General features: G+C 37.5%; 22 protein-coding genes. 15 read left to right on the top strand and 7 right to left on the bottom strand.

Going from position 1 to position 26,441, the window contains the following annotated elements; all coding sequences use genetic code 11:
* The first annotated feature begins 417 nt into the window (after positions 1 to 417).
* The 5 genes from NAG76_00585 (at position 418) to NAG76_00565 (ending at position 7,277) form a co-directional block, all read left to right on the top strand.
* Positions 418 to 1,194 (top strand): ABC transporter ATP-binding protein, encoded by a 777-nt coding sequence (locus NAG76_00585; GenBank protein ID URN94793.1) that lies wholly within the window; start codon positions 418 to 420, stop codon positions 1,192 to 1,194.
* Positions 1,169 to 3,139 (top strand): ABC transporter permease, encoded by a 1,971-nt coding sequence (locus NAG76_00580; GenBank protein ID URN94792.1) that lies wholly within the window; start codon positions 1,169 to 1,171, stop codon positions 3,137 to 3,139. Before NAG76_00585 ends, NAG76_00580 begins: the two co-directional genes overlap by 26 nt.
* 655 nt (positions 3,140 to 3,794) lie before the next feature.
* Positions 3,795 to 5,117 (top strand): maltose ABC transporter substrate-binding protein, encoded by a 1,323-nt coding sequence (locus NAG76_00575; protein ID URN94791.1) that lies wholly within the window; start codon positions 3,795 to 3,797, stop codon positions 5,115 to 5,117.
* Between the two features lie 19 nt (positions 5,118 to 5,136).
* A complete protein-coding gene (locus tag NAG76_00570; GenBank protein URN94790.1) occupies positions 5,137 to 6,444 on the top strand; it encodes a sugar ABC transporter permease in 1,308 nt (435 codons plus the stop codon).
* Complete coding sequence (locus NAG76_00565) at positions 6,441 to 7,277, top strand: sugar ABC transporter permease (GenBank protein ID URN94789.1); 837 nt, start codon at positions 6,441 to 6,443, stop codon at positions 7,275 to 7,277. Before NAG76_00570 ends, NAG76_00565 begins: the two co-directional genes overlap by 4 nt.
* A 149-nt stretch (positions 7,278 to 7,426) precedes the next feature.
* Here NAG76_00565 and NAG76_00560 read toward each other — a convergent pair whose 3' ends face one another.
* Complete coding sequence (locus NAG76_00560) at positions 7,427 to 8,134, bottom strand: metallophosphoesterase (protein URN94788.1); 708 nt, start codon at positions 8,132 to 8,134, stop codon at positions 7,427 to 7,429.
* A 334-nt stretch (positions 8,135 to 8,468) separates the two neighbouring features.
* Here NAG76_00560 and NAG76_00555 point away from each other — a divergent pair, with 334 nt between their 5' ends.
* The 4 genes from NAG76_00555 (at position 8,469) to NAG76_00540 (ending at position 12,589) form a co-directional block, all read left to right on the top strand.
* The gene (locus NAG76_00555; GenBank protein URN94787.1) at positions 8,469 to 8,981 is read left to right on the top strand and encodes a hypothetical protein; all 513 of its coding nucleotides are present in this window, start codon (positions 8,469 to 8,471) and stop codon (positions 8,979 to 8,981) included.
* Between the two features lie 227 nt (positions 8,982 to 9,208).
* Positions 9,209 to 11,326 (top strand): DNA topoisomerase III, encoded by a 2,118-nt coding sequence (locus tag NAG76_00550; protein URN94786.1) that lies wholly within the window; start codon positions 9,209 to 9,211, stop codon positions 11,324 to 11,326.
* A gap of 197 nt (positions 11,327 to 11,523) precedes the next feature.
* Positions 11,524 to 12,195 carry a YheC/YheD family protein gene (locus NAG76_00545; protein URN94785.1) on the top strand — a complete coding sequence of 224 codons (672 nt, stop codon included), beginning with the start codon at positions 11,524 to 11,526 and terminating at the stop codon, positions 12,193 to 12,195.
* A 250-nt stretch (positions 12,196 to 12,445) separates the two neighbouring features.
* Positions 12,446 to 12,589 carry a sporulation histidine kinase inhibitor Sda gene (locus tag NAG76_00540; protein URN94784.1) on the top strand — a complete coding sequence of 48 codons (144 nt, stop codon included), beginning with the start codon at positions 12,446 to 12,448 and terminating at the stop codon, positions 12,587 to 12,589.
* 135 nt (positions 12,590 to 12,724) lie between these two features.
* On the opposite strand, the gene NAG76_00535 is transcribed toward NAG76_00540, so the two are convergent.
* Positions 12,725 to 13,726 (bottom strand): NAD(P)/FAD-dependent oxidoreductase, encoded by a 1,002-nt coding sequence (locus tag NAG76_00535; protein ID URN94783.1) that lies wholly within the window; start codon positions 13,724 to 13,726, stop codon positions 12,725 to 12,727.
* Between the two features lie 443 nt (positions 13,727 to 14,169).
* On the opposite strand from NAG76_00535, the gene NAG76_00530 reads away from it, so the two are divergent.
* Both NAG76_00530 and NAG76_00525 read left to right on the top strand, forming a co-directional pair.
* Entirely contained in the window at positions 14,170 to 15,363 is a 1,194-nt protein-coding gene (locus NAG76_00530) for an NAD(P)/FAD-dependent oxidoreductase (protein URN94782.1), read from the top strand.
* On the top strand, positions 15,363 to 15,650 hold the full coding sequence (locus tag NAG76_00525; GenBank protein URN94781.1) for a hypothetical protein: 288 nt from the start codon (positions 15,363 to 15,365) through the stop codon (positions 15,648 to 15,650). The genes NAG76_00530 and NAG76_00525 overlap by 1 nt, the downstream gene beginning before the upstream one ends.
* 34 nt (positions 15,651 to 15,684) lie before the next feature.
* Here the strand turns inward: NAG76_00525 and NAG76_00520 are convergent, their stop codons facing one another.
* On the bottom strand, positions 15,685 to 16,041 hold the full coding sequence (locus NAG76_00520) for a hypothetical protein (protein ID URN94780.1): 357 nt from the start codon (positions 16,039 to 16,041) through the stop codon (positions 15,685 to 15,687).
* A 380-nt stretch (positions 16,042 to 16,421) separates the two neighbouring features.
* Positions 16,422 to 17,168, bottom strand: a complete 747-nt coding sequence (locus NAG76_00515; protein URN94779.1) for a heme-dependent peroxidase — start codon at positions 17,166 to 17,168, stop codon at positions 16,422 to 16,424.
* Between the two features lie 186 nt (positions 17,169 to 17,354).
* Between NAG76_00515 and NAG76_00510 the strand changes: the two genes are divergently transcribed.
* From NAG76_00510 to NAG76_00500, 3 genes are all read left to right on the top strand, one after another.
* A complete protein-coding gene (locus tag NAG76_00510; GenBank protein URN94778.1) occupies positions 17,355 to 17,645 on the top strand; it encodes a YuiB family protein in 291 nt (96 codons plus the stop codon).
* A gap of 244 nt (positions 17,646 to 17,889) precedes the next feature.
* Positions 17,890 to 19,458: a DnaD domain protein gene (locus NAG76_00505; GenBank protein URN94777.1), complete on the top strand. Its 1,569-nt coding sequence runs from the start codon at positions 17,890 to 17,892 to the stop codon at positions 19,456 to 19,458.
* Between the two features lie 24 nt (positions 19,459 to 19,482).
* On the top strand, positions 19,483 to 20,433 hold the full coding sequence (locus tag NAG76_00500) for an ATP-binding protein (protein ID URN94776.1): 951 nt from the start codon (positions 19,483 to 19,485) through the stop codon (positions 20,431 to 20,433).
* A gap of 71 nt (positions 20,434 to 20,504) precedes the next feature.
* On the opposite strand, the gene NAG76_00495 is transcribed toward NAG76_00500, so the two are convergent.
* From NAG76_00495 to NAG76_00485, 3 genes are all read right to left on the bottom strand, one after another.
* Complete coding sequence (locus NAG76_00495; protein ID URN94775.1) at positions 20,505 to 21,512, bottom strand: substrate-binding domain-containing protein; 1,008 nt, start codon at positions 21,510 to 21,512, stop codon at positions 20,505 to 20,507.
* Positions 21,505 to 23,100, bottom strand: coding sequence for a response regulator (locus NAG76_00490; protein ID URN94774.1), 1,596 nt, complete (start codon positions 23,098 to 23,100; stop codon positions 21,505 to 21,507). Before NAG76_00490 ends, NAG76_00495 begins: the two co-directional genes overlap by 8 nt.
* A 204-nt stretch (positions 23,101 to 23,304) precedes the next feature.
* Positions 23,305 to 25,101: a sensor histidine kinase gene (locus tag NAG76_00485; GenBank protein URN94773.1), complete on the bottom strand. Its 1,797-nt coding sequence runs from the start codon at positions 25,099 to 25,101 to the stop codon at positions 23,305 to 23,307.
* A 271-nt stretch (positions 25,102 to 25,372) separates the two neighbouring features.
* On the opposite strand from NAG76_00485, the gene NAG76_00480 reads away from it, so the two are divergent.
* On the top strand, positions 25,373 to 26,347 hold the full coding sequence (locus NAG76_00480) for an ABC transporter substrate-binding protein (protein URN94772.1): 975 nt from the start codon (positions 25,373 to 25,375) through the stop codon (positions 26,345 to 26,347).
* Positions 26,348 to 26,441 lie beyond the last annotated feature (94 nt).

Below are 26,441 nucleotides of genomic sequence, written 5' to 3'. Positions count from 1 at the left end.
TTATGCTACGAATCTTTTTCTTCTTATTCGTCTTCGAATAACTTTCAAAGCAAACGCAACTTGTTACGAGCGGTCATTTTGAACAACATATTCAATGAAAGTTCAAAATGATCGGCTGTCAGCACCAAGAAGATGCCCTTCAGCGGAAACGAGTAGCACAGCGTACGTTATTGGTACGCGAGCACACACAGGCTTTCGATGGAGGTCATATTCGATGTCGATTATGCTACATTAGCATAACCATCGTGATCACAGTTGTTCATTTTGAACAACATCTATTGAAGGTGACAAAGCTGTAAGGTTTGCTTTGCGAAGTGAAAGGTTCTTCGATTACTCTCATCAGAACGCTCCATTATAATGAAAATATGAACAACAAATTTACGAAAACAATATCATTTATATAAAGGAGTTATTATGATGAGCGTATTGAAAACAAATGGCCTAAGTAAAGTATACGGTGGGAAAAACAATGTATTATATACTGCGCTGCAAGGACTTGATCTTGAAGTGGAACAAGGTGAATTTGTCGGGGTGATGGGACCCTCTGGTAGCGGTAAGACTACATTGTTGAATATTTTGGCTACCATTGATAAGGCGACAAGTGGTCAGTTAGAAATTAACGGGATTAACCCGTCGAAATTGAATGATCATCAGTTAGCTTTATTCAGACGCCGTGAGTTAGGTTTTGTCTTTCAAGATTTTAACTTATTAGATGCTTTAACTGTGAAAGAAAATATTATTCTCCCACTTGTAATGGAAGGATTAAAGGCGAAAGTTATCGAGGAGCGACTACGTCCACTTGTAAAAATGCTACAGATTGATGAATTACTTGAAAAGCGCACATATGAAATTTCAGGTGGTCAGAAGCAAAGAGCTGCAATTGCTAGAGCGATTATTCATGAGCCATCGTTGTTGTTAGCTGATGAACTTACAGGAAATCTAGATTCTAAGTCAGCGAAGGATGTTATGGATACATTGCAACAGATGAATTCGGATATGAATGCTACGATTTTAATGGTTACACATGATCCTTTCTCTGCAAGTTATTGCAAACGAATCATCTTTATTAAAGATGGTAAGCCATTTACAGAAATTTATCGTGGTTCTAATCGTCAAGTTTTCTTCCAACAAATTTTGGATACATTAAGTTTGCTAGGAGGCGATTTCGATGACGTTTCGTTCCCTCGCGCTTAAAAATGTAAAAGAAAATTGGCGTTCCTATAGTGCATTTTTTTTAAGTAGTGTTTTCTCAGTAGCTATATTCTATATATATATAGCTTTTATTCAACATCCAGATGTAACGAGTGGTTACATTGTAGCGGCTTCAAAGGTGAATACAGGTATGGAATTCTGCTTATACATTATTGCGTTGTTCAGTTTTATTTTCATTCTATATTCAAGTACATCATTTTTGAAAACTCGTAAAAAGGAATTCGGTCTATTCTCCTTATTTGGTATGACAAAGCGTCAGTTGCGAAAGCTAGTTTTTATTGAAAATATGGTGATTGGTGTACTTGCTACTGGAGTGGGGATTGCAGTTGGTATTCTTTGCAGCAAACTGTTCTTCCTTGCTCTAGGCTCACTATTACACTTGAAAGAAAATATAAGCTTTGCTGTTCCACTAAGCGCGGTATTAATTACAGTTGGTATATTCGTAGGTATTTTCTTTGTTATCACGTTATACGCGACACTTCGCCTTGGTAAAGGTCAAATAATTGACTTACTTCATGCCCATAAAAAGCCTAAAGGTGAATTGAAATATTCAATATGGCAAGTCGTAGTAGGATTTTTGTGTATTGTAGGGGGTTATGGTCTTGCTGCAACGATGACAATCGAGACATTTATTGTTGTTGCTTTACCGATACTAATTCTCGTAGTAGCAGGAACCTACTTCTTGTACTCACAACTTAGCATTGTATTTTTACAACTCTTGAAAAAAAATCGAAGTCTCTACTACAATAAATCGAATATGCTTATTATTGGGCAACTGGGCTATAAGATTAAAGATAATGCACGAATACTATTTACGATAACAATATTAAGTGCAGTAGTAATGACGGCAATGGGTACAATCTATATCATGCAACTAATGGGCAAAGAACAAGCATCTTACAGTTCTTCTTATTCAATTGCTTGGAGTGAACAGAAAAATGATAATAATCCAGTTACGACGGAAGCATATGTAACAGATGTTTTGGAGAAATCTAAGCATCGTATTGAAAAAAATGTAACGATTGAAGGGTTATTATTACGAAATTACTCTTTATCGTTTACCAATAATAGAGCAAATTACGGATCAGATGAAGAATCAGGTAGAGTGCTTGACGCGATACTTATTCCGCTATCTACTTATAATCAATATGCTTCTAAAGAGAATCAAATATCGGATCTTGCTGAAAATGAACTAGCTGCGGTGGATCTTTATTTAACCTATATAAAGGAACATAAAGCCAAACTAGTTGGTCAAATCAATGGTGAAACGATTGAGTATGAAATTACGAACATGACTGAAGAAACAATATTTAATAGTAAGGCCATTCAATATGGGGGTACGATTGTTGTCCCTGATGAACTCTATACGAAATGGAATCAACAAAGTGAGGATACGGATCGCATTGTGTTCCATGGGTTTGAAATTTCTAACTGGGAAAAAGCATTACCCGTCGTCGAACAGATTCAAGCGAATACGAATGGTACGAACGAGAGATTAGACATGAATAAAATTATTTACTATGCTGAATATTCTCAGTCAATGTCATTAACTATTTTTATCGGATTGTTTATTAGTTTACTGTTCTTTATCGCTGCAGGATCATTGATCTACTTTAAGTTATTTACTGAGCGTGATGAAGACATTGCTATGTTCAAGAGCTTAAGTAGAATAGGTGTTACGTATAAGGAAATGAGAAAAGTGGTCATTACTCAAATTGGGATCATATTCTTCTTGCCTTGTGTTGTAGGGATTTCCCACGCACTATTTGCGATGTTAGCTTTAGATGGAGTATTAGAATCATCAAATTGGTTATACTCATTTGTTGTATTTGGAATATATATCGCAATGCAAGGCATTTACTTCTTATTTGCAAGCAGAAGTTATTTAACAAGTATTCGAAAAGGTTCAATTACGGTTACTAATTAGGAGCCCGCTCCGAAAACAAATTACTGTTCCAATCGCCGTTGGCCTCGGATTTATCGTAATGGTAATAGTGGTATAAATCCGAGGACAAAAACGACCGCTATCGCTTTTTCACTAGCGATTTGTTTTCTCCGCTATATATGTAAGGGGAATTGTTTTTTGTCATCGCATATTATCTCAACGATTGACAAATTATGCTTTTTCGACGCTAACCGATATAGATTGTTGATCCATGTAAGTACTTAAGAAACAATAAAGGGTTCAACCCCATAAGATCAGAGGTTGAACCCGAAAGTTACATTGCCTTTAAATTTCCTACATTGTAACATAGCTTGGAAATAAAAAACAATAAACAAAATAGAAAAAATAGAAAAACGATAAATAAGGAGTAAGAGAGAGCTACAGAAAGAAAAAATGGTATTTTGTAGAAAAATCGTTTGTTTTTGTGTGAATTTAGTTGAAAACGACGTTTGCAAACGCTTTTATTGTTACAGTATGATGTGGCTAAGACAAATAAAGAATAATTGCTAGATAAAATCTAAAGGCAATGTTACCTATTACGGGTACAACCTCGGCACTTAGTGCAAAGAGGGTTGTGCCCTTTTTGTATTTGGACGAGGTAAAGTTTTTCCAACTTTATTTTAAGGAGAGATGGGTCATGCAAAAGAAGTTAAAAGAAAAATTATGGGGTACAGCTTTACTTTTTCTAGTATTAGCTATGATGGTAACTGCTTGTAGCAACAGTGGTAACAATCCACCAGTAAATCAAGGTGGTGGCAATGGTCAACCGAACAATGTAGAAAGTAATTCAAATGCAAACTCAGATGTTGATGAGGAGATTAAGCCAGAAGAAGGAGCAAAGCTAGTTGTATGGGAAGCGAGGGAGCAAATGCCTTACATGAAACAATTGGCGGAAGCATTTGAAGCAGAGTATGGCATTCCTGTAACACTTGAAGAGGTAGCAGGAGGCGATCAAGGTAGTCGTTTGGCAACGGATGGACCTTCCAAACTAGCGGGTGATGTGTTAACAATGCCACATGATCAAATTGGATTGGCAGTTAAGGCAGGTTTGCTACTACCTAACGATTTGTACGAGGAAGAAACACGTAATTCGATGGTTGATGCAGCAGTTAAGGCTTCTTCCTACGACGGTGTACTTTATGGATATCCGAAGTCAGTTGAGACCTATGCACTATTCTATAACAAGGATTTAGTGACAGACCCTCCTACGACATGGGAGGAGATTATTGCTTTTGCAAATACTTATAATGATCCAAAACAAAATAAGTATGCGATTATGTGGGAGTTTGTAGGTTATTACTCTTATCCATTCATTGGTAGCTTTGGAGGATATGTCTTTGGTAATGAGAATTCAGATATAACTGATATAGGGCTAAATAATGATGGGACAGTGGAAGGATTTAAGTTTTTACAAAGTCTAAAACCAATTCTGCCAATGAATGCAGGAGATGTTACTTACGATGTTAAGGCTCAATTATTCCAAGAAGGTAAGTTAGCGTTTAACATAGATGGGCCATGGTCAATAGCAGCTTTCAAAGATCAGGTTAATATTGGTGTAGTTCCACTTCCTAAAACTCCTGATGGTAATCCATCTACGTCATTCTCAGGAGTGAAGTCCTATTATGTCAACTCATATTCTGACTATCCTATAGCGGCTAGACTATTTGCGAATTTTGCAAGTAATAAAGAAAATCAATTGAAAAACTATGAGATGACAGGAGCAATTCCAGCAAATATTGAAGCGGGTGAGGATCCAGCAATTAAGAATGACCCAATTATTAGTGGATTCTTTGAGCAGTTCCAATACTCAATACCTATGCCCTCTGTATCTGAAATTAACGCTGTATGGGAGCCATTGAGAGCTGTATTTATTGCAGCATGGGATGATGAAAGCAAAGATGTGAAGCAATTGCTTGATCAAGCCGTTACAACGATAAAAACTGATATTGACTCGAAATAAAAATTAGGTGGTTGGTTTCATGCAGAAAAAAATGGGAGCTAGTATACTTTCAATTCTATTTATGGGCGTCGGACAGATTTACAATCGACAGTTCATAAAGGGATTATTGTTAATCGGCCTGCACACCGCTGCTCTTTATGGCATCCTATTTCACTTAATGGATTACTTGAAGGGGTTAATTACACTCGGAACTGAGCCTAGCCGTATGGCTAAGGTGGGGAAACTTACGCAATTAGTAGCAGGAGATCACTCCATTTTCATGATGATTGATGGACTTATTGCATTATGTGCATTGCTTGTTTTTCTTATAATATATGTTTTTAATGTTCGAGATGCTTACCTGGTCGGTTTGTTACGCGACCAGGGGCATACTCCTAATCATTTCATACACTCACTGCAAACAGTGAATCGAAAATATTTTGCTTACTTTATTTTATTTGTACCTGCCATTTCAGTTTTATTTTTAAGTATTCTTCCTATTATTTTTTCAATTCTGCTTGCTTTTACGAATTATGCAGATCCGATTTTACCCCCTGCTAATTTAGTCGATTGGGTTGGGTTTGACAATTTTGTTAAAATGATCAACTTGGACGTATGGAGTAAAACATTTGGAGGCGTGCTTAGTTGGACATTAATATGGGCGATAATTGCAACTTTGACGACGTATGTAGGTGGAGTATTTACAGCGGTCCTAATTCAACAACCTGTCATTCGCTTCAAAAAACTGTGGCGTACACTATTAATTGTTCCTTTTGCTATTCCAAGTATGATTTCATTACTCGTTATGCGTAATATGTTTAACAATCAGTTTGGACCCATAAACAATTATTTGAAGAACTTAGGACTCGAGGGTTTACCGTGGTTAACTGATCCATTTTGGGCTAAAGTTACCGTAATTATCTGTAATATGTGGCTTGGAATTCCGGTGACAATGATTTTAGCTATCGGCGTGTTAACTACAATTCCTCGTGATTTGTATGAAGCGGCAGAAGTAGACGGAGCAGGATCCTTACAAAAGTTTCGCTTAATTACATTACCAATGGTACTATTTGCTACTGCTCCTGTACTCATTATGCAATTTGCTGGTAATATTAACAGCTTTAACGTTATATTCTTACTTACGAATGGTGATCCTGTCAATGTTAATTATCAGTATGCAGGGCATACTGATTTGCTCGTTACGTGGTTATTCAAGCTAGCTCTTAATCAATCTCAATACAGCTTCGCATCTGTTATCGGTATCGTTATTTTCGTGCTGGTTGCTTCCTTTTCAATTTGGAGTTATAGAAGAACCAAATCGTATAAAGAGGAGGATATGCTATCATGAGAACAATGGCATCGATCAGGGCAAAGGCAGGTTTAAGTTATATACTGCTTATACTAATGAGTGTAATTAGTTTATTTCCAGCTTTTTGGATTGTGATGTCTTCGTTAAAGACTGGAAACAGCTTATTTAGCGATACATTGATTCCTCGAGAAATGACCTTAGAGCACTACAGAAATTTATTCAGTAACACAAGCTATCCTCTTTGGTTTATGAATACTTTTAAAATAGCGATAATGTCTACGTTCCTTGGCACGTTATTGCTACTTATCTCAGCATATACGATCTCAAGATATCGCTTTAAGGGCAGAAAGATCGCACTTACAACGATGCTTGTACTGCAAATGTTTCCTGGTTTTATGGCAATGATCGCGATATATGTGTTGCTTAATACGATGGGATTGCTCAATTCACATGGGGCGCTAGTTCTTGTATATAGCAGTGGTGCCATTATTACTAATATGTTTGTCGCTAAAGGTTTTTTTGATACTATTCCAAAAAGTATTGAGGATGCTGCAAGGATTGATGGGGCAGGACATCTAAAAATGTTTGTAACTATTATGATTCCTTTATCTAAGCCAATGCTAACCTATGCGAGTCTAATGATTTTTAATGGTTGCTTTGTCGATTTTATATTTGCAGATCTCATCTTACGGACAGAGGAACAAAGAACACTTGCAGTAGGATTATTCCGTATGGTGAATCAGCGTAATTCTACGGAATTTACTTTATTTGCTGCAGGCGCAGTGTTAGTCGCTTTACCAGTAACACTACTATTTATATTTTTACAGCGATTTTTAGTCGAAGGATTGACCTCAGGTGCAAACAAGGGCTAAATCGTATATGACAAAAATAAGGGTATCTCCCTGTTAAGCACAACGAAGCGCTTAACAGGGAGATACCCTCTTATGGTTCCTACTTGAGGAGGAACTGTAATGAAAGAGGCCAATCAGATACGACAAAGCAGATTTCTATATTGAATTGATTAGCGATTACGAACACCTGGTACATGATAAACATGAACATCACTCGCACGATATTCCTCATTCGTCGAACAGCTATAGCAAAGACCATTGGTCAGATCAACTAAGGAAAGCTTATAGCCATGCTTCGCCCCAGTATCAATGCCAATCCTACAATCATCAACGAACAAGGAGCCAGGGTTTACGCCTAATTTGAATGTGGGAGTATGACCAAATACAATTCGTTGTCCAGCAGTACCTCCAACATCAGTATCGAGCTTGTTGCGGAGTGTCGAAAGTGGATGTCGAGTAAACGACTCTCTAATTTCAGTTAACTCACGTAACGGATGCAATTGAAGCTGTAAACCAGGTCGAACCCCAGCATGAACGAATAAATAGCCATTCTCCATATAATAACTAGGTAGTTGCCGGATAAATCTCAAATAGCGCAAGCGATGTGCCGTACTACCGCGTCTTAATGTAGCTAGTTTCAGTTCATGATTACCTGGTAAAGCAATTGCACCTTTGTCTACAAGTTGGTGAACAAGATCGATCAATCGCCACGTAATTGGCTCACCCGCTTCAATATAATCACCTAATATTACAAGCTGATCCCTATGAGGATCGTATTGTGCAGCTTCTAGTAAGGATAGAAATCCTTGTCTTTGTCCATGAATGTCTGATATGGCCAGCAACCGTCGTGATGATCGTCTTGCTGATCCATGTTGCACTGCATTCACTACTTTCTTTAGTTAGTTAAAGTCCTATTAGTAATATATACGTTCAACACCTAGTTTGACTCCGATATATACCTAGATTGTAGTTAATTTGCCCCACAAAAATTAGGTGCTTGTCTAGATGATGTTCAAAATGTTGGCTTGTGATTACGCCATAACGCTAACGTAGCGTATTCGGCGGCGAAGATGAAATGAAGTCTGAGCTATGTTTCTCGCTACCTAAACTTCAAGCGACTTTCTCTATTTATTATTTTAAATTAACTACAAAAAGTATTGTTATAATGGAAAGACATGGGAGTTTAATTTATCAAAGAATAGGAGTAATAAAATGGAAATAATCGAGAAGAAAGAAGGGATCATTAACGGTATCGTTCATGATCATACTATTTATAATAATGGCTTAAGTAGACATTATCCTACGCTTTCAGATTTGAAATATTTAATCAATCAAATCATTAATTCCAACGCGACTACTCAATATATTAGATTCAATCCTTTCTATATAAACGAGAGGAAGGATCGACAAATTGAATTCGATGATTACATGTTGTATTTGGAATGCAGAGTTGAATTTGGTATAGATAACGAATTAAAACATATTGAAGATTGTGTAGGTAAGAGCAAATTCCAGATGAGTGATGAAGAGTATAGATACGGAACAATCCTTTCTCCATTATGCAAATATAATGATACTGCGACATACCACACCATATTGCAACGCTATGAGGAATTTCTGGACGAATTGATTCCCAAACTGCAGCAAAGGGCGATTCATATAATGGAGTTAACAATTGAAGATTTGGCATTTGGCTATTTTTGTTTCGAAGTTCATAGTGGGTAATCATGGGAAGGGAATGGTTTTCCGATGGATTGGTGAATATAAATGGGAAACTGAGCAACACCTACCACATTCGAGTACAACAACTCCATGTGGTTTTTTCTTGAACTTACATAATGTCATACAACGCATATGCACACGAATGCTCCGCTACTTCGCTCCACAGATTGATTGAATTTCCGATGTATGTTATGTTGTGACCATATGTTAATAGATTGGAGCAATAGGAAATGAAATCACTAGTATTAGCAGAAAAACCAAGTGTAGCGAAGGAAATTGCTCGAGTTCTTGGTTGTACAACGAAACATAAGAACTATATGGAAGGACCTAATTATGTCGTAACTTGGGCATTGGGTCATCTGGTTGAGTTAGCTGAACCTGAAGCATATGATAAAAAATATAAAACATGGGAGTTAGAGGATCTACCTCTGCTACCTGCTAAGATGAATATTCGTGTAATGAAAGAAACTTCACATCAATTCAAAGCGATTCAAGCATTAAGTAAGCGTAATGATCTATCGCAACTCGTAATCGCTACTGACGCAGGACGTGAAGGGGAGCTTGTTGCTCGCTGGATTATGGAACTTATTCATTGGAAGAAGCCCTTCACACGTCTATGGATTTCTTCGCAAACGGATCAAGCGATTAAAGAAGGTTTCCGTAATTTGAAGCCTGGATCACAATACAATGATCTTTATAAATCAGCCGTTTGCCGAGCAGAAGCAGATTGGATTATCGGTCTTAATATGACTCGTGCTTTGACATGTAAATACAATGCGCAATTAGCAGCGGGCCGGGTTCAAACGCCTACGTTGTCAATTCTAATGGAACGAGAACAAGAAATAACAGGTTTCCAAGCGAAACCGTACTGGTTATTGCAAACGGCGGCGGCAGGCTTTACCGCGACATGGAGAGCTGGGCAAGGACATGACGGTAAGATATGGGATAAAGCTGAAGCAGATCAGCAATTGCGTGCTGTTAAGGACGCTAAGACCGCTCAAGTAAGTCATATAAAAGTTACGGAGAAGCAAGAACTGCATCCACTTGCTTATGATCTTACTGAACTACAACGAGATGCGAACAAAAAGTTAGGCTTCTCAGCCAAGCAAACTTCTAATGTATTACAAAAGTTATATGAGCAGCATAAGTTGGTAACGTATCCACGTACCGATTCCAGACATTTAACTAGTGATATGGCATCTACATTGAAGGATCGTTTGGAGCGAGTTGCGATTGGTCCATATCGTGAAGTAGCATCGGCGTTATTACGAAAACCATTACAAGTAACGAAACGAATTGTAGATGATAGTAAAGTTAGTGATCATCATGCCATCATTCCAACGGATCAATTTGTCCAATTACAAAATTTAAGTACAGATGAACGAAAGCTTTATGATCTCATTGTCCGCCGATTTATTGCATTATTCTGTGCCCCATATCGCTATGATGAGACGAGTGTTGAACTTACGATTGGAAAACATACATTCTATGCCAAAGGCCGAGTTGAGAAGGATAAAGGTTGGCGAGCAGTATACACCGTAACGAAAGATGGAGATGAGCAGGAAGAAGATATATCTTTATTGCCTGCACTACAAAAAGGGCAACAAGTACAATTGAAATCATCTAGTTTGAAGGATTGTATGACGACGCCACCGTCACGATATACAGAAGCATCATTACTTTCGATTATGGAAAAACATGGTCTAGGAACTCCAGCTACACGGGCGGATATCATTGAAAAGCTACTCTCAACTGAGACCATTGAACGTAGAGGTCATAGTTTGTATCCTACACAGAAGGGGAAACAATTAATTGAACTTGTCGTCGATGAACTGAAAAGTCCACAGTTAACTTCACAGTGGGAACAACAGTTAGAAGCTATTTCGCGTGGCAAAGGTGATGCGAAACAATTTATGAAGCAGATTAGAGCTCAAGCCGAGCAATGGGTCAATAAGGTGAAAACTGAGAGCAAGCAGTACAAGCCGCATAATATGACAGGTTCCAAATGTCCTGATTGTAGCGAACCATTACTTGAAGTAAAAGGTAAGCAAGGAAAACGTTATGTATGTTCTAATCGTGAATGTTCATATAAGCGTCATGCTGAACCGCTGAAAATTAATAAGCGTTGTCCGCAATGCCGTAAAAAAATGGAGTTACATGATGGTAAGGCAGGAAAATATGCGCAATGTCGTCCTTGTAATGTTATTGAGAAACTAGATGATAAAGCTAGTGGGAAAATGAATAAACAGGAAACACAGCGCTTGATGAAGCAATATAATCAAGAGCAGCCATCGATAGGTAATAGTCTAGCTGATAAGTTGAAGGCAGCACTCGAACAACAGAAATAAAAGAAGCGACGTATGTATAGGTTATATCATTCTGCTAGGGCGGGAAGATAAAACCTATACATACGTTTTTTTATTAAATACTATAATTCTATCTTCTTTGCGGTACATCTGCACAAGAATAATAGCTTGATTAACATACAATAGATAAGTACTGGCGTTACAAATGTCAGATGGATTCGAAAGGAGATGGATGTACCATGACATGGCATCCGGGTCGAAAAGTATCGAGCAAATTGTTAAAGCAAAATGCATTAGCTGCTCATCCACAAATTGCACCTCATATTCCAAATACTAAGACCTATAACGCTTCAAATTTAAATGAAATGTTAAATAGATATCGTATGGTATTTGTGAAACCAATTAAAGGAAGTCTAGGTAAGGGTGTTATTCAAGTAACAAAAATAAATGGTGGGTATAGTTATAAGGTGGACAGTAAAAAGTATAAGGTGACAAGTTATGAGGCATTAGTACGAGGTCTAGCAAGTAAAAAATTAAAACGAGCGTATATCATTCAACAAGGAATTGACTTATTACGAATAGACGGATCTCCCGTAGATTATCGTGTGAAATACTGTATAGATGATGGAGTTTGGAACTATCGAGTCATTCTCGCTAGAGTCGCGGGACCAGGCTATGCTATTACAAATCTAAGCAAAGGTGGACGTAAGCTTGACTACAATATAGCAATAAAACAAACATTAGGAGCGGGCGCAGTATCTCAAATAATAGGTGATATGAAACATCTTACTCGATTGTGTACGTCTGTACTAGAGCAACGATTCCCTGGTTTAACGCATCTTGGCTATGATTATGGTATTGATCAAAGAGGGAAAATTTGGATCTTTGAAGTGAATACTAGTCCTAATTAGTAGGTTAATAGACTGATATATAAAATTAATGAAAAATTAATAGCTATTAAAGTTTTTTATGAATTTACTAGATTAATAGGCTGTGGATAACTGTATCCACATTATCCCATGCGAGAATAGGGATAATTTGACTGATATACACAAACAATCAACAACATATCCACAATATATTGTTGATAATAGCGACTATTGTCGGATATGGTATGAAATGGTAGGATAAAACTAATCCAAATTTTGGGAGGTGGTTTTAGTGAAATTGCTTTCAAATGAATTATTGATTGATACGTATCTTCAAGCGATACACTATCAATGTGACCGTGAATTTATTCAAATGCTTGCATTTGAACTACAACTACGAGGGATTATTCTTCCAGAACAACAGTATTCAGCGTAGCAACAACATTACCATTTCTTCGTACTAATTATACATTGCACTTCATCTTGTTGGTAGATAAGCCAAATAGATAACTATAGATTCAGTAGTAAAAAGGTCGCAGTTTCTACGAAAGTGGAAACTGCGACCTTTTGTTTATAATTTCATATTACTACTATGACCTGGAGAAAGCTTAGCAGTCGGATCAACATATACTTTTGCGTTGTTAATCGCAGTAGGAGCTTCACCAAAACCAACAGCAATAAGTTTTAATTTCCCTGGGTAAGTTGTAATATCTCCTGCAGCGAAAATACCTGGAATATTAGTTTCCATTCGTGTATCAACTAGAATGGATCCTTTTTCGATTTCGATACCCCACTCAGCAATCGGACCTAGTGAAGAAATGAAACCGAAGTTAACGATGACTGCATCAACAGGAATTTCAGTCGTTTCATTTGTTTTCACATCGGTTAGCGTTACGCTAGTGATACTTTCGTCACCTGTAAGTGCAGTGATTTCAGTAGGTGTAATTATTTTAACAGATGAGTTCATTAATTGTTCTACACTATGCTCATGTGCTCTGAATTTATCACGACGGTGAACAAGCGTTACGCTTTTTGCGATTGGCTCAAGCATTAGAGACCAGTCAACTGCAGAATCACCGCCACCACTTATAAGTACATTTTGATCTTTGAATCGTTGAAGATCTCCAACGAAATAATGCAAGTTCGTTTTTTCGAACTTCATAGCATTATCAAGTTCAAGGCGGCGAGGAGAGAATGCACCTACGCCAGCAGTAATAATAACTGATTTAGCTAAATGTGTTCCACGATCTGTTGTTACTTCGAAAAGACGCTCATCAAGCTTCTTCACATTAGTAACTTTTTCTTCCAAACATACTTCTTGAGTAAATAGAGAAAGTTGTTCTTTAAGACGATCAACGATTTCTTGAGCAGTTACTTTAGGGAAGCCTGCAATATCGTAGATATATTTCTCAGGATATAGGGCAGCCAATTGACCACCTAACTGAGGCATACTTTCAATTATTTTCACAGATGCGTGACGCATACCGCCATAAAAAGCGGCAAACATACCAGCTGGACCACCGCCGATGATTAATATATCTACTGCATCTGTTTGACTTGCTGTATTAGTCATGATTTACCTCCATATATCTATTTTTCATATTCTTTCTTATTATAAGCAAAATTCGCGAATAAAGGAATGAGGTTATGAAAATGAACTTCACGGAATTGTGCACTATGCCGAACTTTTTCGTATAATGTGCTCTTGAAAATTGTTATGAAACTCTGTAATATGTCTGATGTATATAACAAATGGAAGCATAACGACTCTTATATCTTGCGTTGAAAATAATAAATAGATACGTATTAGAGTTAGCTTTTACCTATATATGATTTTTTTCATAACACAACAAACGACTGTGTTATTTTTTACATATGTGGAAGACTAAGCTTATGTAATCATAAGTTAGAACTATTAGTTAATTGATGTCGACAACAGAACAAATAGAAAATGTCGAACATGCACATATAGTGGAGCATACTAAATACAGATAATGGAATGGATGGGATTCTACGATGAGTAACATACCGAAAATAGTAATCCTCGGTGCAGGATATGGTGGTATCCTTACCGCGTTACGTCTACAAAAAGAACTTAATTATAATGAAGCTGATGTTACTCTTGTTAATAAACATGACTATCACTATTTCACTACGCATCTGCACATGCCTGCAGCAGGGACGGATAAACCTGAAAATGCTCGAGTGAATATTTCTCGATTAATAGATGAGTTCAAAATTGATTTTGTTAAATCTACTGTCGTGCAAATTCGACCTCAAGATAAAAAAGTTATTTTAGAGGACGGCACACTTTCATATGACTACTTAGTTATCGGTCTTGGTGGGGAGCCAGAAACATTTGGTATACCTGGTTTAGCAGAAAATGCTATGAACATTCGTAGTATCAACTCTGTTCGCCTTATTCGTGAACATATTGAATATCAATTTGCTCGATACAAACGTGAACCACATCGCCTTGATTACTTAACATTTGTTGTTGGTGGTGCTGGATTTACTGGAATCGAATTTGTTGGTGAATTATCCGATCGCATACCAGAACTTTGCAAGTTCTATGATGTCGACCCTACACTTGTGAAAATCTACAATGTAGAGGCGGCTCCAACAGCATTACCTGGATTTGATCCGGAGTTAGTTGAATATGGAATGGAAGTGCTTCGTAAGAAAGGTGTTACGTTCCGTATTGGTACAGCTATCAAAGAGTGTACATCAGAAGGTGTAGTCGTTGGCGAAGGCGAAGAAATCAAGTCTGCAACCGTTATTTGGACTGGTGGTATTCGCGGGAATCGTCTTATCGAAGAAGCTGGTTTTGAAACGATGCGTGGCCGTGTGAAAGTGGATGAATATTTACGTAGTCCAGGTACAGAAAATATTTACGTGCTAGGCGACAATTCATTAATGTTCAATGAGGAAGGTCGTCCTTATCCACCAACAGCACAAATTGCGATGCAACAAGGTGTTGTCTGTGCACACAATCTTGTAGCTTCGATTCGTAATCAAAACATGAAAACATTCGAATTCAGCAATAAAGGTACTGTTGCTTCACTTGGTAAGGGAGAAGCGATTGGCCTTGCGTTCGGTAAAAAGTACAGAGGACGTAAAGCTGCTTGGTTGAAAAAAATGATAGATATTCGTTACTTATTTATTATCGGTGGCGTGCCACTTGTGTTGAAAAAAGGGAAATTTCTATAATGAGACATTGTAGTGTGCAAGTTAGAGGGTTATTAACTCGAGATGAGTTAGATCGTTATAACGCATTAATGGAAGTAGGATCTTATCTTGAATCGCAAATGCGTCATGATCTATCCTATACGGTGCAAAAAGAAGTTGATTTGCTCATTCAACCTGCGATTGAGCGATTGAAAGATAAAGGCCGCGCTCGAGACGCGGCGACAGCGCAATATCTTGAAGAGAAGCGAATCGCAGCTCTACAAGCTGAACTTGCTGCTTTAGATGAGGAAGATGAAAAAGATGAGTAGTCATTAGACTACTCATCTTTTTGTTTCTATGGACTTAATGCCTAACATCATATCCAACAATCTCAGCAGTTTCAACATCTACGTAGATCCCAATCGGACCTAACAGCGCATCCATTATAGTGCTATACGTTACTTTATATACATTTGTTGGATTCGTATTTTCGATTTGTAGAGGAATCGTTGAGGTTTCTACTTTTGCAACAGTCACCATCGCCTGTGGGAGAATTGATTTAACTTCTCCTTCAGTAAGACTATCCCAAGCGATTTTCTGGGCCAAAAATGAATTGTCGGTTAAGTACTCTTGTGCGCTATTATTAAGATTTAATTGTTTCGAACATCCGATGAGTAATAAGAGTAACAGTAAGCTAATAATAAGAAATAATCGCTTCATGATTTCCTCCCAATTGTTTTAATAGGTAGTAATTACCATTAAAACGATAGGGATATGTAAAATGTTGCATCAAAAAAGCAGACCAGACAGCGTTACGACTGTTTGGTCTGCTTGTGTAATATTATGTGTGTAGCTTTATGAACTACCAAATTCCAATGAAGGTTCAAAAAGCGGGCTTTCAGAGCCGAGAAGATGAAGCGTTACTTGAGGAAGGAGGAAACGCAAGTGTACGTTATTGGTACACGCGTACCTACAATGTTTCTTTAAGAAACATACATCGTAAGCTTACGCTAGACTTCCCAAGTTCGCTTCATCTTCGATGTCGAATAACCTACGAAGTCAAACATCGTTATCAAAGTCCGCTTTATGAACTACCTCTCTTAAATGGAGAGTAAAGCTTGCCACTTGTCTGTGTCTAGTTGATTCCCAACATAGAAGTCACCGAACTCGCCATAGCGCGCACTTACTTCATCAAAACGCATTTCATATACAAGTTTCTTGAATTGTAGTGGATCATCAGCAAATAATGTAACGCCCCATTCCCAATTATCAAAGCCAACAGAACCGGTAATAATTTGTTTAACTTTACCAGCGTAAGTACGACCAATCATACCATGGCTACGCATAAGAGTTTTACGCTCGTCCATACTAAGCATATACCAATTATCTGCACCACTGCGGAGTTTGTTCATTGGATAGAAGCAAATGTGTTTCGCATTTGGTAGCGCAGGCTTCAAGCGAGCAGCTAGTTCAGGATTATCCATAGGGTCGCCTGTAGAATGTCCCATATAGTTACTTAGCTCAACAACGCTTACATAAGAATAAACACTATATGTAAATGAAGCGAAGCTTGTTTTATTGAATGCCGTTTCAATTTCATTTAAATCTTCAAGTGTTTCACGCAAATGCATAAACACAAGATCAGCTTTTTGACCTACAATAGAATATACAACAGTGCTGCCGGTACGAGCTTCACTTACTGATGACCATTGTGCTAGAAATTCGTTCAATTCTGCAATCGCTTTACTGCGTTCACCTTCATCAGCCAATCTCCATGCTGTCCAATCAATAGTACGGAAATCATGCAATGCATACCAACCCTCAAGCGTTTGTGCTACTTCACTCATCGTATATAGTACTCCTTTTCGATTATGGTTAAGTTATACTGTTATTGTAGCCTAATCAATGGTAAAGGAGCAAATGTCATACTTGTGACAAAAACCTTGTCCTAATTGACTTTCATGTGATCATTCTTTACACTAATGACAGTAATATTACATATAATACATATCTCTTGAAGGAGGACATTTACTGTGCTTCAAATTATAATAGCGACTATGCTTTTTCTAGTAATGGCATTTGGTATTGGCTTTGTAATAAATATGCTTGTGAAAACGACATGGTTTCCAACATATTTTATTATCGCAATCATTATCGTGCTAGCTATATGGGCGCCTTGGGGTGGCAATGATGAGAAACTAATTGATGTCATCAGTAACTATACAGTGATCGACTTCATTCCTGTTATTGGAGCTATTGCGGGTGCATTATTAAGTGGCACAACGATGAGAGCTCTTCGCAAAAGCGGATTTAGAATGTTCTAATCATTATCCCCCTCATTTTTGAGGGGGTTTTGTTTTTAATAGAGGATATACCTTAAAAATAGTGTTAATGCAGCGAGATATAGCGAAAAAGATGCAATAGACCATAAAAATAGTGTCTTTGCGGTGATAGTATGTCTTTCACGATTTGGAGAAATATATATAGAGAACCCAGTTTTTCGAACATACGAAAGAAGTAGTTTTATGATAGAATAGAAGGAAGATTGTCAGGGATGGAGTCGATTTAATGCGGATCCAGCATTTATTTGAATTTACAGAGCATCACCAATATTATTGTTATCGTGATTTCTCATTAAGTACAGTAGATTATCGGATGCTTTCATTAATTTATAAACCTTTAGTCGGTGCGTTTGCTATTTCACTTTATGAGCAATTATGTATGATTGTACCGGAAGGAAAGACAGGATACTCTCCAATAGAGCCTCATCGTAGATTGCTTCTAGGCTTAGGACTTGCACTCAATGATAAGAGCCGAACATATTTACTTGAACAGCTTTCAAAGCTAGAAGCCATTGGTCTGCTGCAAAGTTCAAGATTTATGAAAGAAGAGCAAGATGATTATATATATGAATATGAGCTTGCTTGTCCATTACCTCCTAATGAATTTTTCGAAAATATTCATTTAACGATGTTGTTACGTGATAAATTAGGCAAATATGCCGTTATTGATATTCGTGAGCAAATGTATGCTCCACTACCAGAGGAAGTAAGTGTTGGTCAAGAAACAAAGGTTAATATATCAGTACCTTTCTATGAAATATTTAAGCTTAATGCTCATATTGTCGACGATGAACTGGATCAAGCATTGTTAGAGGTTGCACCTGCTAGAGCAACTGGACCAGTCATTCAAAATGCATCAGCGGGTTATTCTTATTCTGAGATTTCAATTCGTTTCCCGCGAAATTCTAATAATCGTTATTTTGTAGAGCAATTAAGGACTCATCCAGAGCAACTTGCTCAAATTAATTATGTAGCTTATAAGTATGAACTTGCTATAACACAAGTATCCCGTCTTTTAGATGAAGATGGTGTATTTGATATTAGTGGAGAACTAGATTTTGATCAGTTACAACGTTTAGCTGTTCAATTTTTCCGTCAAGATAAGAAGCATGAGGAAGCACGAGATAGAAAGCTTGCTCAAACTACGATGTATCAAGATGAACAAACACAAGAACATCAATCGAATGAACAACATGATGAACCAGAATTCGATGTGGACGAGCAGTTCTTCTTGCCAGTTCCGAAGTTGCTTGCTAATTATTGTGATATTAATCAGTACAATGCACTAATGCGCAATGAGCCACATATTCAATTTTTGAAGAGATATTTCCCTGGTTCAGTTCCAGATTGGATATTGAATGTATTTGAACGTATTGATCTTCATTATAAATTAGCGCCACCAGTTATTAATGTATTGATACATTATGGCATCGGTATGAATGATTCCGGTAGAGTGACGAAAGCATATCTAGATTCGATTGCGTCGAATATGTTGATGAAAGGAATCGATAGTTACGAGAAAGCTGTACAATACGTTCGGGACCAAGATCAACTTGAGAAAGATATTGTGCGCCGTAAAGAAGATTCTTATCAATCAAGCAGTAGTATTGGACGAAGCAATCAAGCTACGGCTAATCGTCCAACAAGTTACGGAAATAATCGAGGTAGAAGTACGAACAGACAAAAACCAGTCATACCAACGATCAGTAATGAGCAAGTTGCGAATGGTCAAATTTCAGCAGAAGAGCTTGAAGAACTTCGTCAATTAGCTCGTAAATTCGATCAGCAACCTTAATGCGATAAGAAAGAGGTGAATCAGATGGAATCTCTAGGAGATCTACTAAAAGCTTGGCCGAGCGGACAAGACATGCTTCGATTAGCTCAGCAGAAACAAGCGGAACTAATGCAAGATCCACTTGTGATCGCTTTGAGAGAAAAGAATCCGAATATCACCGATTATGCCATTAAAGTCAATTTGAATCGAGTACATCAGTATGTTACTGAGTATCGTAATTGTAGTCAATGTCCTGGGCTTGATCTTTGTCCGAATGATTTTACAGGACACTATACATTACTACAAACTGAAGAAATTAACGGTGAAACTCATCTTATTGATAGAAAAGTAGGATGTAAGAAGCTAAGAGCATCTCAGCATGAGGAATTAGTTCGTAATCGAATTCGCAGTTTCTATATCGATGATAAAGCTTTAAAACGTCAGTATTCCGCTGACGAAATTTTAGGCAAAGATTTAGAAAGAGCAAAAGTTGTAGGCTCTTTGTTGAAATATATTGATCGAACAAAAGCAGAAGGTCTTTCCCATAAAGGACTTTTTCTTGCAGGTGACTTTGGTGTAGGAAAAACGTATCTAATGTGTTATGCATTGCAAGAGTTAGCCAAATCCGGCTACTCTGGTGTTATTGTCTATATGCCAGATTTCGTTGAAGATTTGAAAGTATTAATGCATGAGCCTGCTAAGCTGAAAGAAACAGTAGATTTGATGAAAGAAACTGATCTACTCGTTTTTGATGATATAGGTGCAGAGAATCTAAATCCATGGGCGCGAGATCATGTACTTGGTGCTATTCTCAACTACCGGATGGATCGTAAACCGACGTTCTACACATCGAATTATCGATTAGATAATCTTGAAAGTCATTTCAGTTTTACGAATAAAGATGGTGAAGAACATCACAAAGGTCGCCGATTGATGAATCGAGTTGCGCCTTATGTAGATGAGTTGGTTATTACCGGTAGCAATAAGCGTGGATAAGCATAAGTGTGATACAAAAGAAGCGAAGAGGAATGTAATACTCCTCTTCGCTTCTTTTTGGTTAAACTTAATTAGAATTCTGGAAGTAGATCGATTTCAGTTTTTGTCACAGTTGCAATATCTAATATCTCTAAGTTATTTAACGGTTCAGTTGTGACAGCTTTAAGTAATGACTGGATGATACGATCACCCCACAATTGCTCGTTACCATATACAATTGTTGTAATTTGGCCATTAATCATCGCTTCCCTAACTTCATGCGTCATTCCAAATGCAATCGCGTGCCTGTTCAGTCCCATCGCTTTCCACACTAATACTGCCTCCGAAATCGATACAGGGTCCATCGCGATATACGCATCGAAGTGAGGGTGGTTATCAATCATCTCTTCCAAATCAGATAAAGCTAGCTCACTGCTTCCTTCATGTGCACGTACATCTAAAATTTGAATTTCTGATTGCTGTTCAAGATAGTTAGTCATCGCTCTTAGGCGCTGTTCTATACTTGACATGCTACTCATTCCGATTTGAACTAGAATCATTCCTTTGCCGCTCAGTTTCTCGGTAATGACACGTCCTAGCTCAATACCCGCTTGTTCATTATCGCTACCAATATATGTGGATCGTCCAGTATTGGGACAGTCGGATTCGAAACAAATAATTGAGATACCTTTCGAAATTGCTTTCTTTATCGTTGGTGCCAATGCTTCAGCGTCAATCGGTGCGATGGCTATTGCGTCAACTTCTTGCTTAATCATTGTTTCCATCATCCGTATTTGTTGCTCTAGATTAGCTTCATCAGGAGCTTTGACGATCAACTTACTACCTAATGAATCAGCAGTTTTCTGAGCGTTTTGTGTAATCATCTCGTAGAAAGGATGTGCCATTGGATATATAATTCCAAATGTGTATTGACTATTAGTTTGTTCACTAATCATGTCTGAAGTGAGTGGCTTCTCTTTAACTGGATCTGATTTGCTACAACCAATAAGTAACATAAATGCACAAATCACAACGATAGTAGCTGCTGATGTGGTCATAATATTTATGGTTTTCATATTAGAATCGCTGATCTTAATCATGAAACTCACCTGACTTTAGTGAAGTAGTGGTACTACTTTGACGACGAAAATCTCTAGGGGTCATGCCTGTCATCTTTTTGAACAAATTAGAGAAGTAATGTGGATCATTGTAGCCAACTTTGAATGAGATTTCATAACTTTTATCAGATGTCGTATGAAGTAATTCCTTTGCTTTCATAATACGAGTTAACGTTAGATATTCAATAAAGGTGCTTCCTGATTCTTGACTGAAAATTTTACTAAGGTGACTTGGGCTTATACTGACGTGTTCGGCAGCGTCTTGCAATGAGACCATGTCGTTAGCATAGTTTTGTTCAATAAACATCTTAACTTTATAAATTAAGTCCCCGTATCGATCTGTTGATTCTGATCGCCATTTCCAAATTTGCTCGATAAGAATAATAAGATACTCTTCACATTGCGACATATCTTCAATTGCTCTTATTTTTTGTTGCATTGATGTAATAAGCATTTCTGTTACCTCAGCAGCTGCAGAACGAAACGTTTCTTTTGACCATTGAAGTGTTTCAAGTGTTAAATCGTTAATTAAATAATAGCCATATAGCGAAGACTGCCATTCTAGTGTAAGAACTGTTGATGTAAAGGTTTTCAGAAATGACTGTAAATCGGCAGATCGTCCTACTTTTAGAAAGTTATGGAAACTAGCTCGGTCAAGTAGAATCATTTGGTTAGTTGCACCGTTAGCGGCGTTCCATAATGCATGTTTATTGCTTTGTGAATATCGCTTTAAGTTACGGTCTTCTTCTGCCTCTAGGAAGGAAGTATGGATGCCTTGTAGTCGATCCTGTACCGTTCCAATGCCTAACATAACTGTAGGTGATAGTAGAGCATTCAGTTGCGTGTAGGTATTAGTTCTAATATGTTCAATGTTGGATTGTAGTTGAGTTTCATTTTCACTATAAAGAATCCATACATACTCTGACTTACTTCTCTTGAATGACCAACAACTGTTGTAAGTCGTTTTGGCAGATTCCATAATATCATCTGTTTGGTAAATGATTGATGAATCAAGGTTAGCTGTCGGTTCTAGATAGCGTACGTCCCAAACGATAACCGCATAATATCTTACGAAAAGAGATAAAGATAATGCATTGGCAGCTTCTGCTGCATCAGAAATCGAGATTAATCCACCACATAGATCACTCATTAATTTTTCCTTCACAAAAGGAACATTTTTATTAGCCTGGCGTTCTTGATCAATTTTGCGACTGACATTTTGTAATAGCTTAATAAGATCGTTTGATCCAAGGGGCTTAAGTAAGTATTCCTCTACACCAATTCTTAGAGCAGTTCTAGCATAGTCAAATTCATCATGCCCGCTAAGAATAACAATCTTAGTATTAGGTAGTCTTTGACGAACGATTTTACTTAATTGTATACCATCCATAAATGGCATTTTGATGTCAGTTATCAAAATATCAGGTCGCCACTTTTCAATGAGCGGCAGAGCCATCTCACCGTCAGAAGCGTCACCACAATAAATAAAACCCTCTTTATCCCAATCAACATAATCTCGAATATGTTCACGAATTAAAATCTCATCATCAACAAACATAACCTTCTTCATATATTCACTCCTAAGAGATTAATTGAACAGTAAGCAAAACGACACAATCGGCCAGCCGCTTGTCAGCACCAAGAAGATGGCATGAAGCTAGTGACGGGAAGCACGGAATGTACGCTGTTGGTACATGAGTACTGGAGCTAACGATGAATGCCATCTTCGCCGTCGAATCCGCTACGATAGCGTAATCATCGTGATCACAAGTGGCTAGGTGGGAATGCGTACAGTTAGTTTGGTACCGATCTCCTCCTCACTCTCAATCTCAATCCCATATCGTTCTCCAAAATACAGTCTAATACGTTGATTGACATTATATAGACCGAAACCACGCGGTTGATCAGTGGACTCTTGCTCCGATAATCTAGGTTCTCTAAGCTCTAACAGTATTGCTTCCAAACGTTCAGATGCCATGCCTATTCCGTTGTCCTCAACAATGAGAAGAATATCTTGATCTACGATATGACCATTAATGCGAATTAATCCTTTTCCACGCTTGTTTTTAATACCATGATAAATTGCATTTTCTACTAAAGGCTGAAGTGTCATTTTTAGCGTTGCGTGTGGTAGAAGTATAGGATCAATGTCTATTTCGTATTCTAGAATGTCACTGTAACGCATTTGTTGAATAACGAGATAGTTATGAATATGATCGACTTCGGACTTAATAGAGATCCAATCTCTACCTTTATTCAAGCTTATTCGGAAAAATTGAGAGAAAGCTTGAACTAACTTAATAACTTGATCATTTTTTCCCGCTTCCGCCATCCAAATGACTGAATCTAGTGTGTTGTATAGGAAATGCGGATTGATTTGTGCTTGTAGCGTTCGTAACTCAGCCTTTTGAATCATTTCTTTTTCTTGTAAATTTTGATGTAGTAAATTTTTGATTTTTTCAAGCATTAGATTAAAGCTGTGTCCTAGATCTGTTATTTCATCTTGCCCTGTGGATTTAACTTTTGCTTCTAAATCTCCATTTGCTGCTTGTCGCATTTTTTTCTTCAAAATTTGAATAGGCCGAGTTAATCTGGCAGTGATGAAGAAATATAGCGTAATCGCAAAGATAATACTTAGAAGTACACTTATTATAATAAGTTGTTTAATTTCATTAGCATCTTCAACAATCTCTTGTAGAGGGACAGTGCCGATAATTTTCCAGTCGGTTGTTGGTGATGTCGTAAAGACAGCAAAAATCGGTATACCTGATGTATTGTCGACAAAACTTCCTTGCTCGAGAGGCAGAATTTTATTAATCCAATCTGCAGGTTGAGATGATTTCGAAAACTTATTCATCTCGGGAGATGAGAAAATCGGATTACCTTTTTGATCTGTAACATAGAAAAATCCGGAATCCCCGATGGCTACGCTACTTGTGAATTGTTTAATGACAGAATTATTCATATCGATAACGATAAAACCTATAACTTCTCTCGTCACTTTTTGTTTCACAGTTGCCATAATAGAAACGGTGTCAGAAGTCGGGTATTTGAATCCATCCAGTCGATCTAGCGGTGAGGCATCTATTGGTGGAATAATTAATACAGACTCAGGCTCTTTCATTAATTGGCTTAAATGAGAATTTCGTAATGGGTTGTAATCTAGCTGAAAAAGTCCTTTACGTTCACTAATACCTTTACCATATAGGTTAATCATCGTAATATTTCTAACATCTTCGTACTTATAAATTTCACGATATAACTCAAAAGTTTCTAGTATTTCCTTAGCATTTGCATAAGTCTCACTAGGTGCAAATAAAAACTTCAGCACATGAGGATTATTTTCTAGCTCTAGCAACTTACCCGTATCTTGAAATAGTACATCGATATCACGAGCGAGTTGTTCTGCTACTAACATAGAAGAAGCTTTATTATGGTCAGATATCGTATCGAAAGATTTTTGATAGGAGATTAAGCCAACTGTAACTAGTGGGACAGCGGTTAATATTACAAAGAGAGTTAATAGCTTTGCTTTTAAGCTGGATGTAATCATTCTAAGCAAAGTGAACAATAAAACCAGTCCCTCTCCATTTATAATAAGATATGGTAAAAAACAGTAATATCTCATAGTATATCAAAAAAATAACCTAGAAGATGAAAAATGTAAACGTAACCAAAATTAACAATTAAATAATAAAAAAATCTATGAATTTGAGTAGTAGCCTTTCAATTTCATAAAAAATTGAATGAAAAGCTTAAATTACTCCGTATATCTACAGCTAGCACCCCCTATATACTGAGCGTACACCAGTAAATGGTGACAAAGGGGAGGGTTTTAGATAATGAAAAAATCAAGTAAGTTGAGTTTTGCACTTCTTTTAGTACTAGTCCTGTTAGTTGTTACAGCATGTAGTAACAATGGTGGAAAATCATCAGGTGATAAAGTAGTACTTGGCTTTGCTCAAGTTGGGGCAGAAAGCGGTTGGCGCTCAGCGAATACAAAGTCGATCCAAGATTCAGCTACTGAAGCAGGATTTGAATTGAAATTCTCAGACGCTCAACAAAAACAAGAAAATCAAATTAAAGCTATTCGCTCGTATATTCAACAAAAAGTAGATGTTATCGCTTTCTCTCCAGTTGTTGAATCAGGATGGGACACTGTATTGAAAGAAGCGAAAGACGCAGGCATTCCTGTTATTTTGACGGATCGTGCAGTAGATTCTAAAGACACTTCTCTTTACAAAACGTTTATCGGATCTGATTTTGTACTAGAAGGTCGTAAGGCTGGCGAATGGTTACTTGAGCAATACAAAGATTCTTCAGAGGATATTAACATTGTAGAGTTACAAGGGACAACAGGTTCTGCACCTGCTAATGATCGTATGGCTGGTTTTGCAGATGTAATTAGCGCTAACTCAAAATTAAAAGTAATCGCTTCTCAAACAGGAGAGTTTACTCGTGCAAAAGGGAAAGAAGTAATGCAAGCTTTCCTAAAAGCACATAAAGATATCGATGTACTGTACGCTCATAATGATGATATGGCATTGGGTGCAATTCAAGCGATTGAGGCTGCTGGCTTAGTACCAGGTAAAGATATCATTATCATATCTGTTGATGCAGTAAAAGATGGTATGCAAGCTGCAAGTGAAGGCAAAATCAACTATATCGTTGAGTGTAATCCATTACTTGGACCACAACTTATGGACGCGGTAAATAAAGTTTTAGCCGGTGAAGAAATCCCTGCACGTATCGTAACGGAAGAAACAACATTTACATCTGAGCAGGCGAAAGAAGCTCTACCAACTCGCCAATACTAGAGGATGTTCGAAATAACCGCCCGTGATCACGATGTTTTAACTTCGGAGTAGATTCGGCATCTAATATCGCATGAAGTCGGAGACTGTGATACTC

The sequence above is a fragment of the Candidatus Pristimantibacillus lignocellulolyticus genome (assembly GCA_023639215.1).
Classification (GTDB): Bacteria; Bacillota; Bacilli; order Paenibacillales; family Paenibacillaceae; genus Pristimantibacillus; species Pristimantibacillus lignocellulolyticus.
This window is presented reverse-complemented; position numbering and strand designations above follow the sequence as displayed.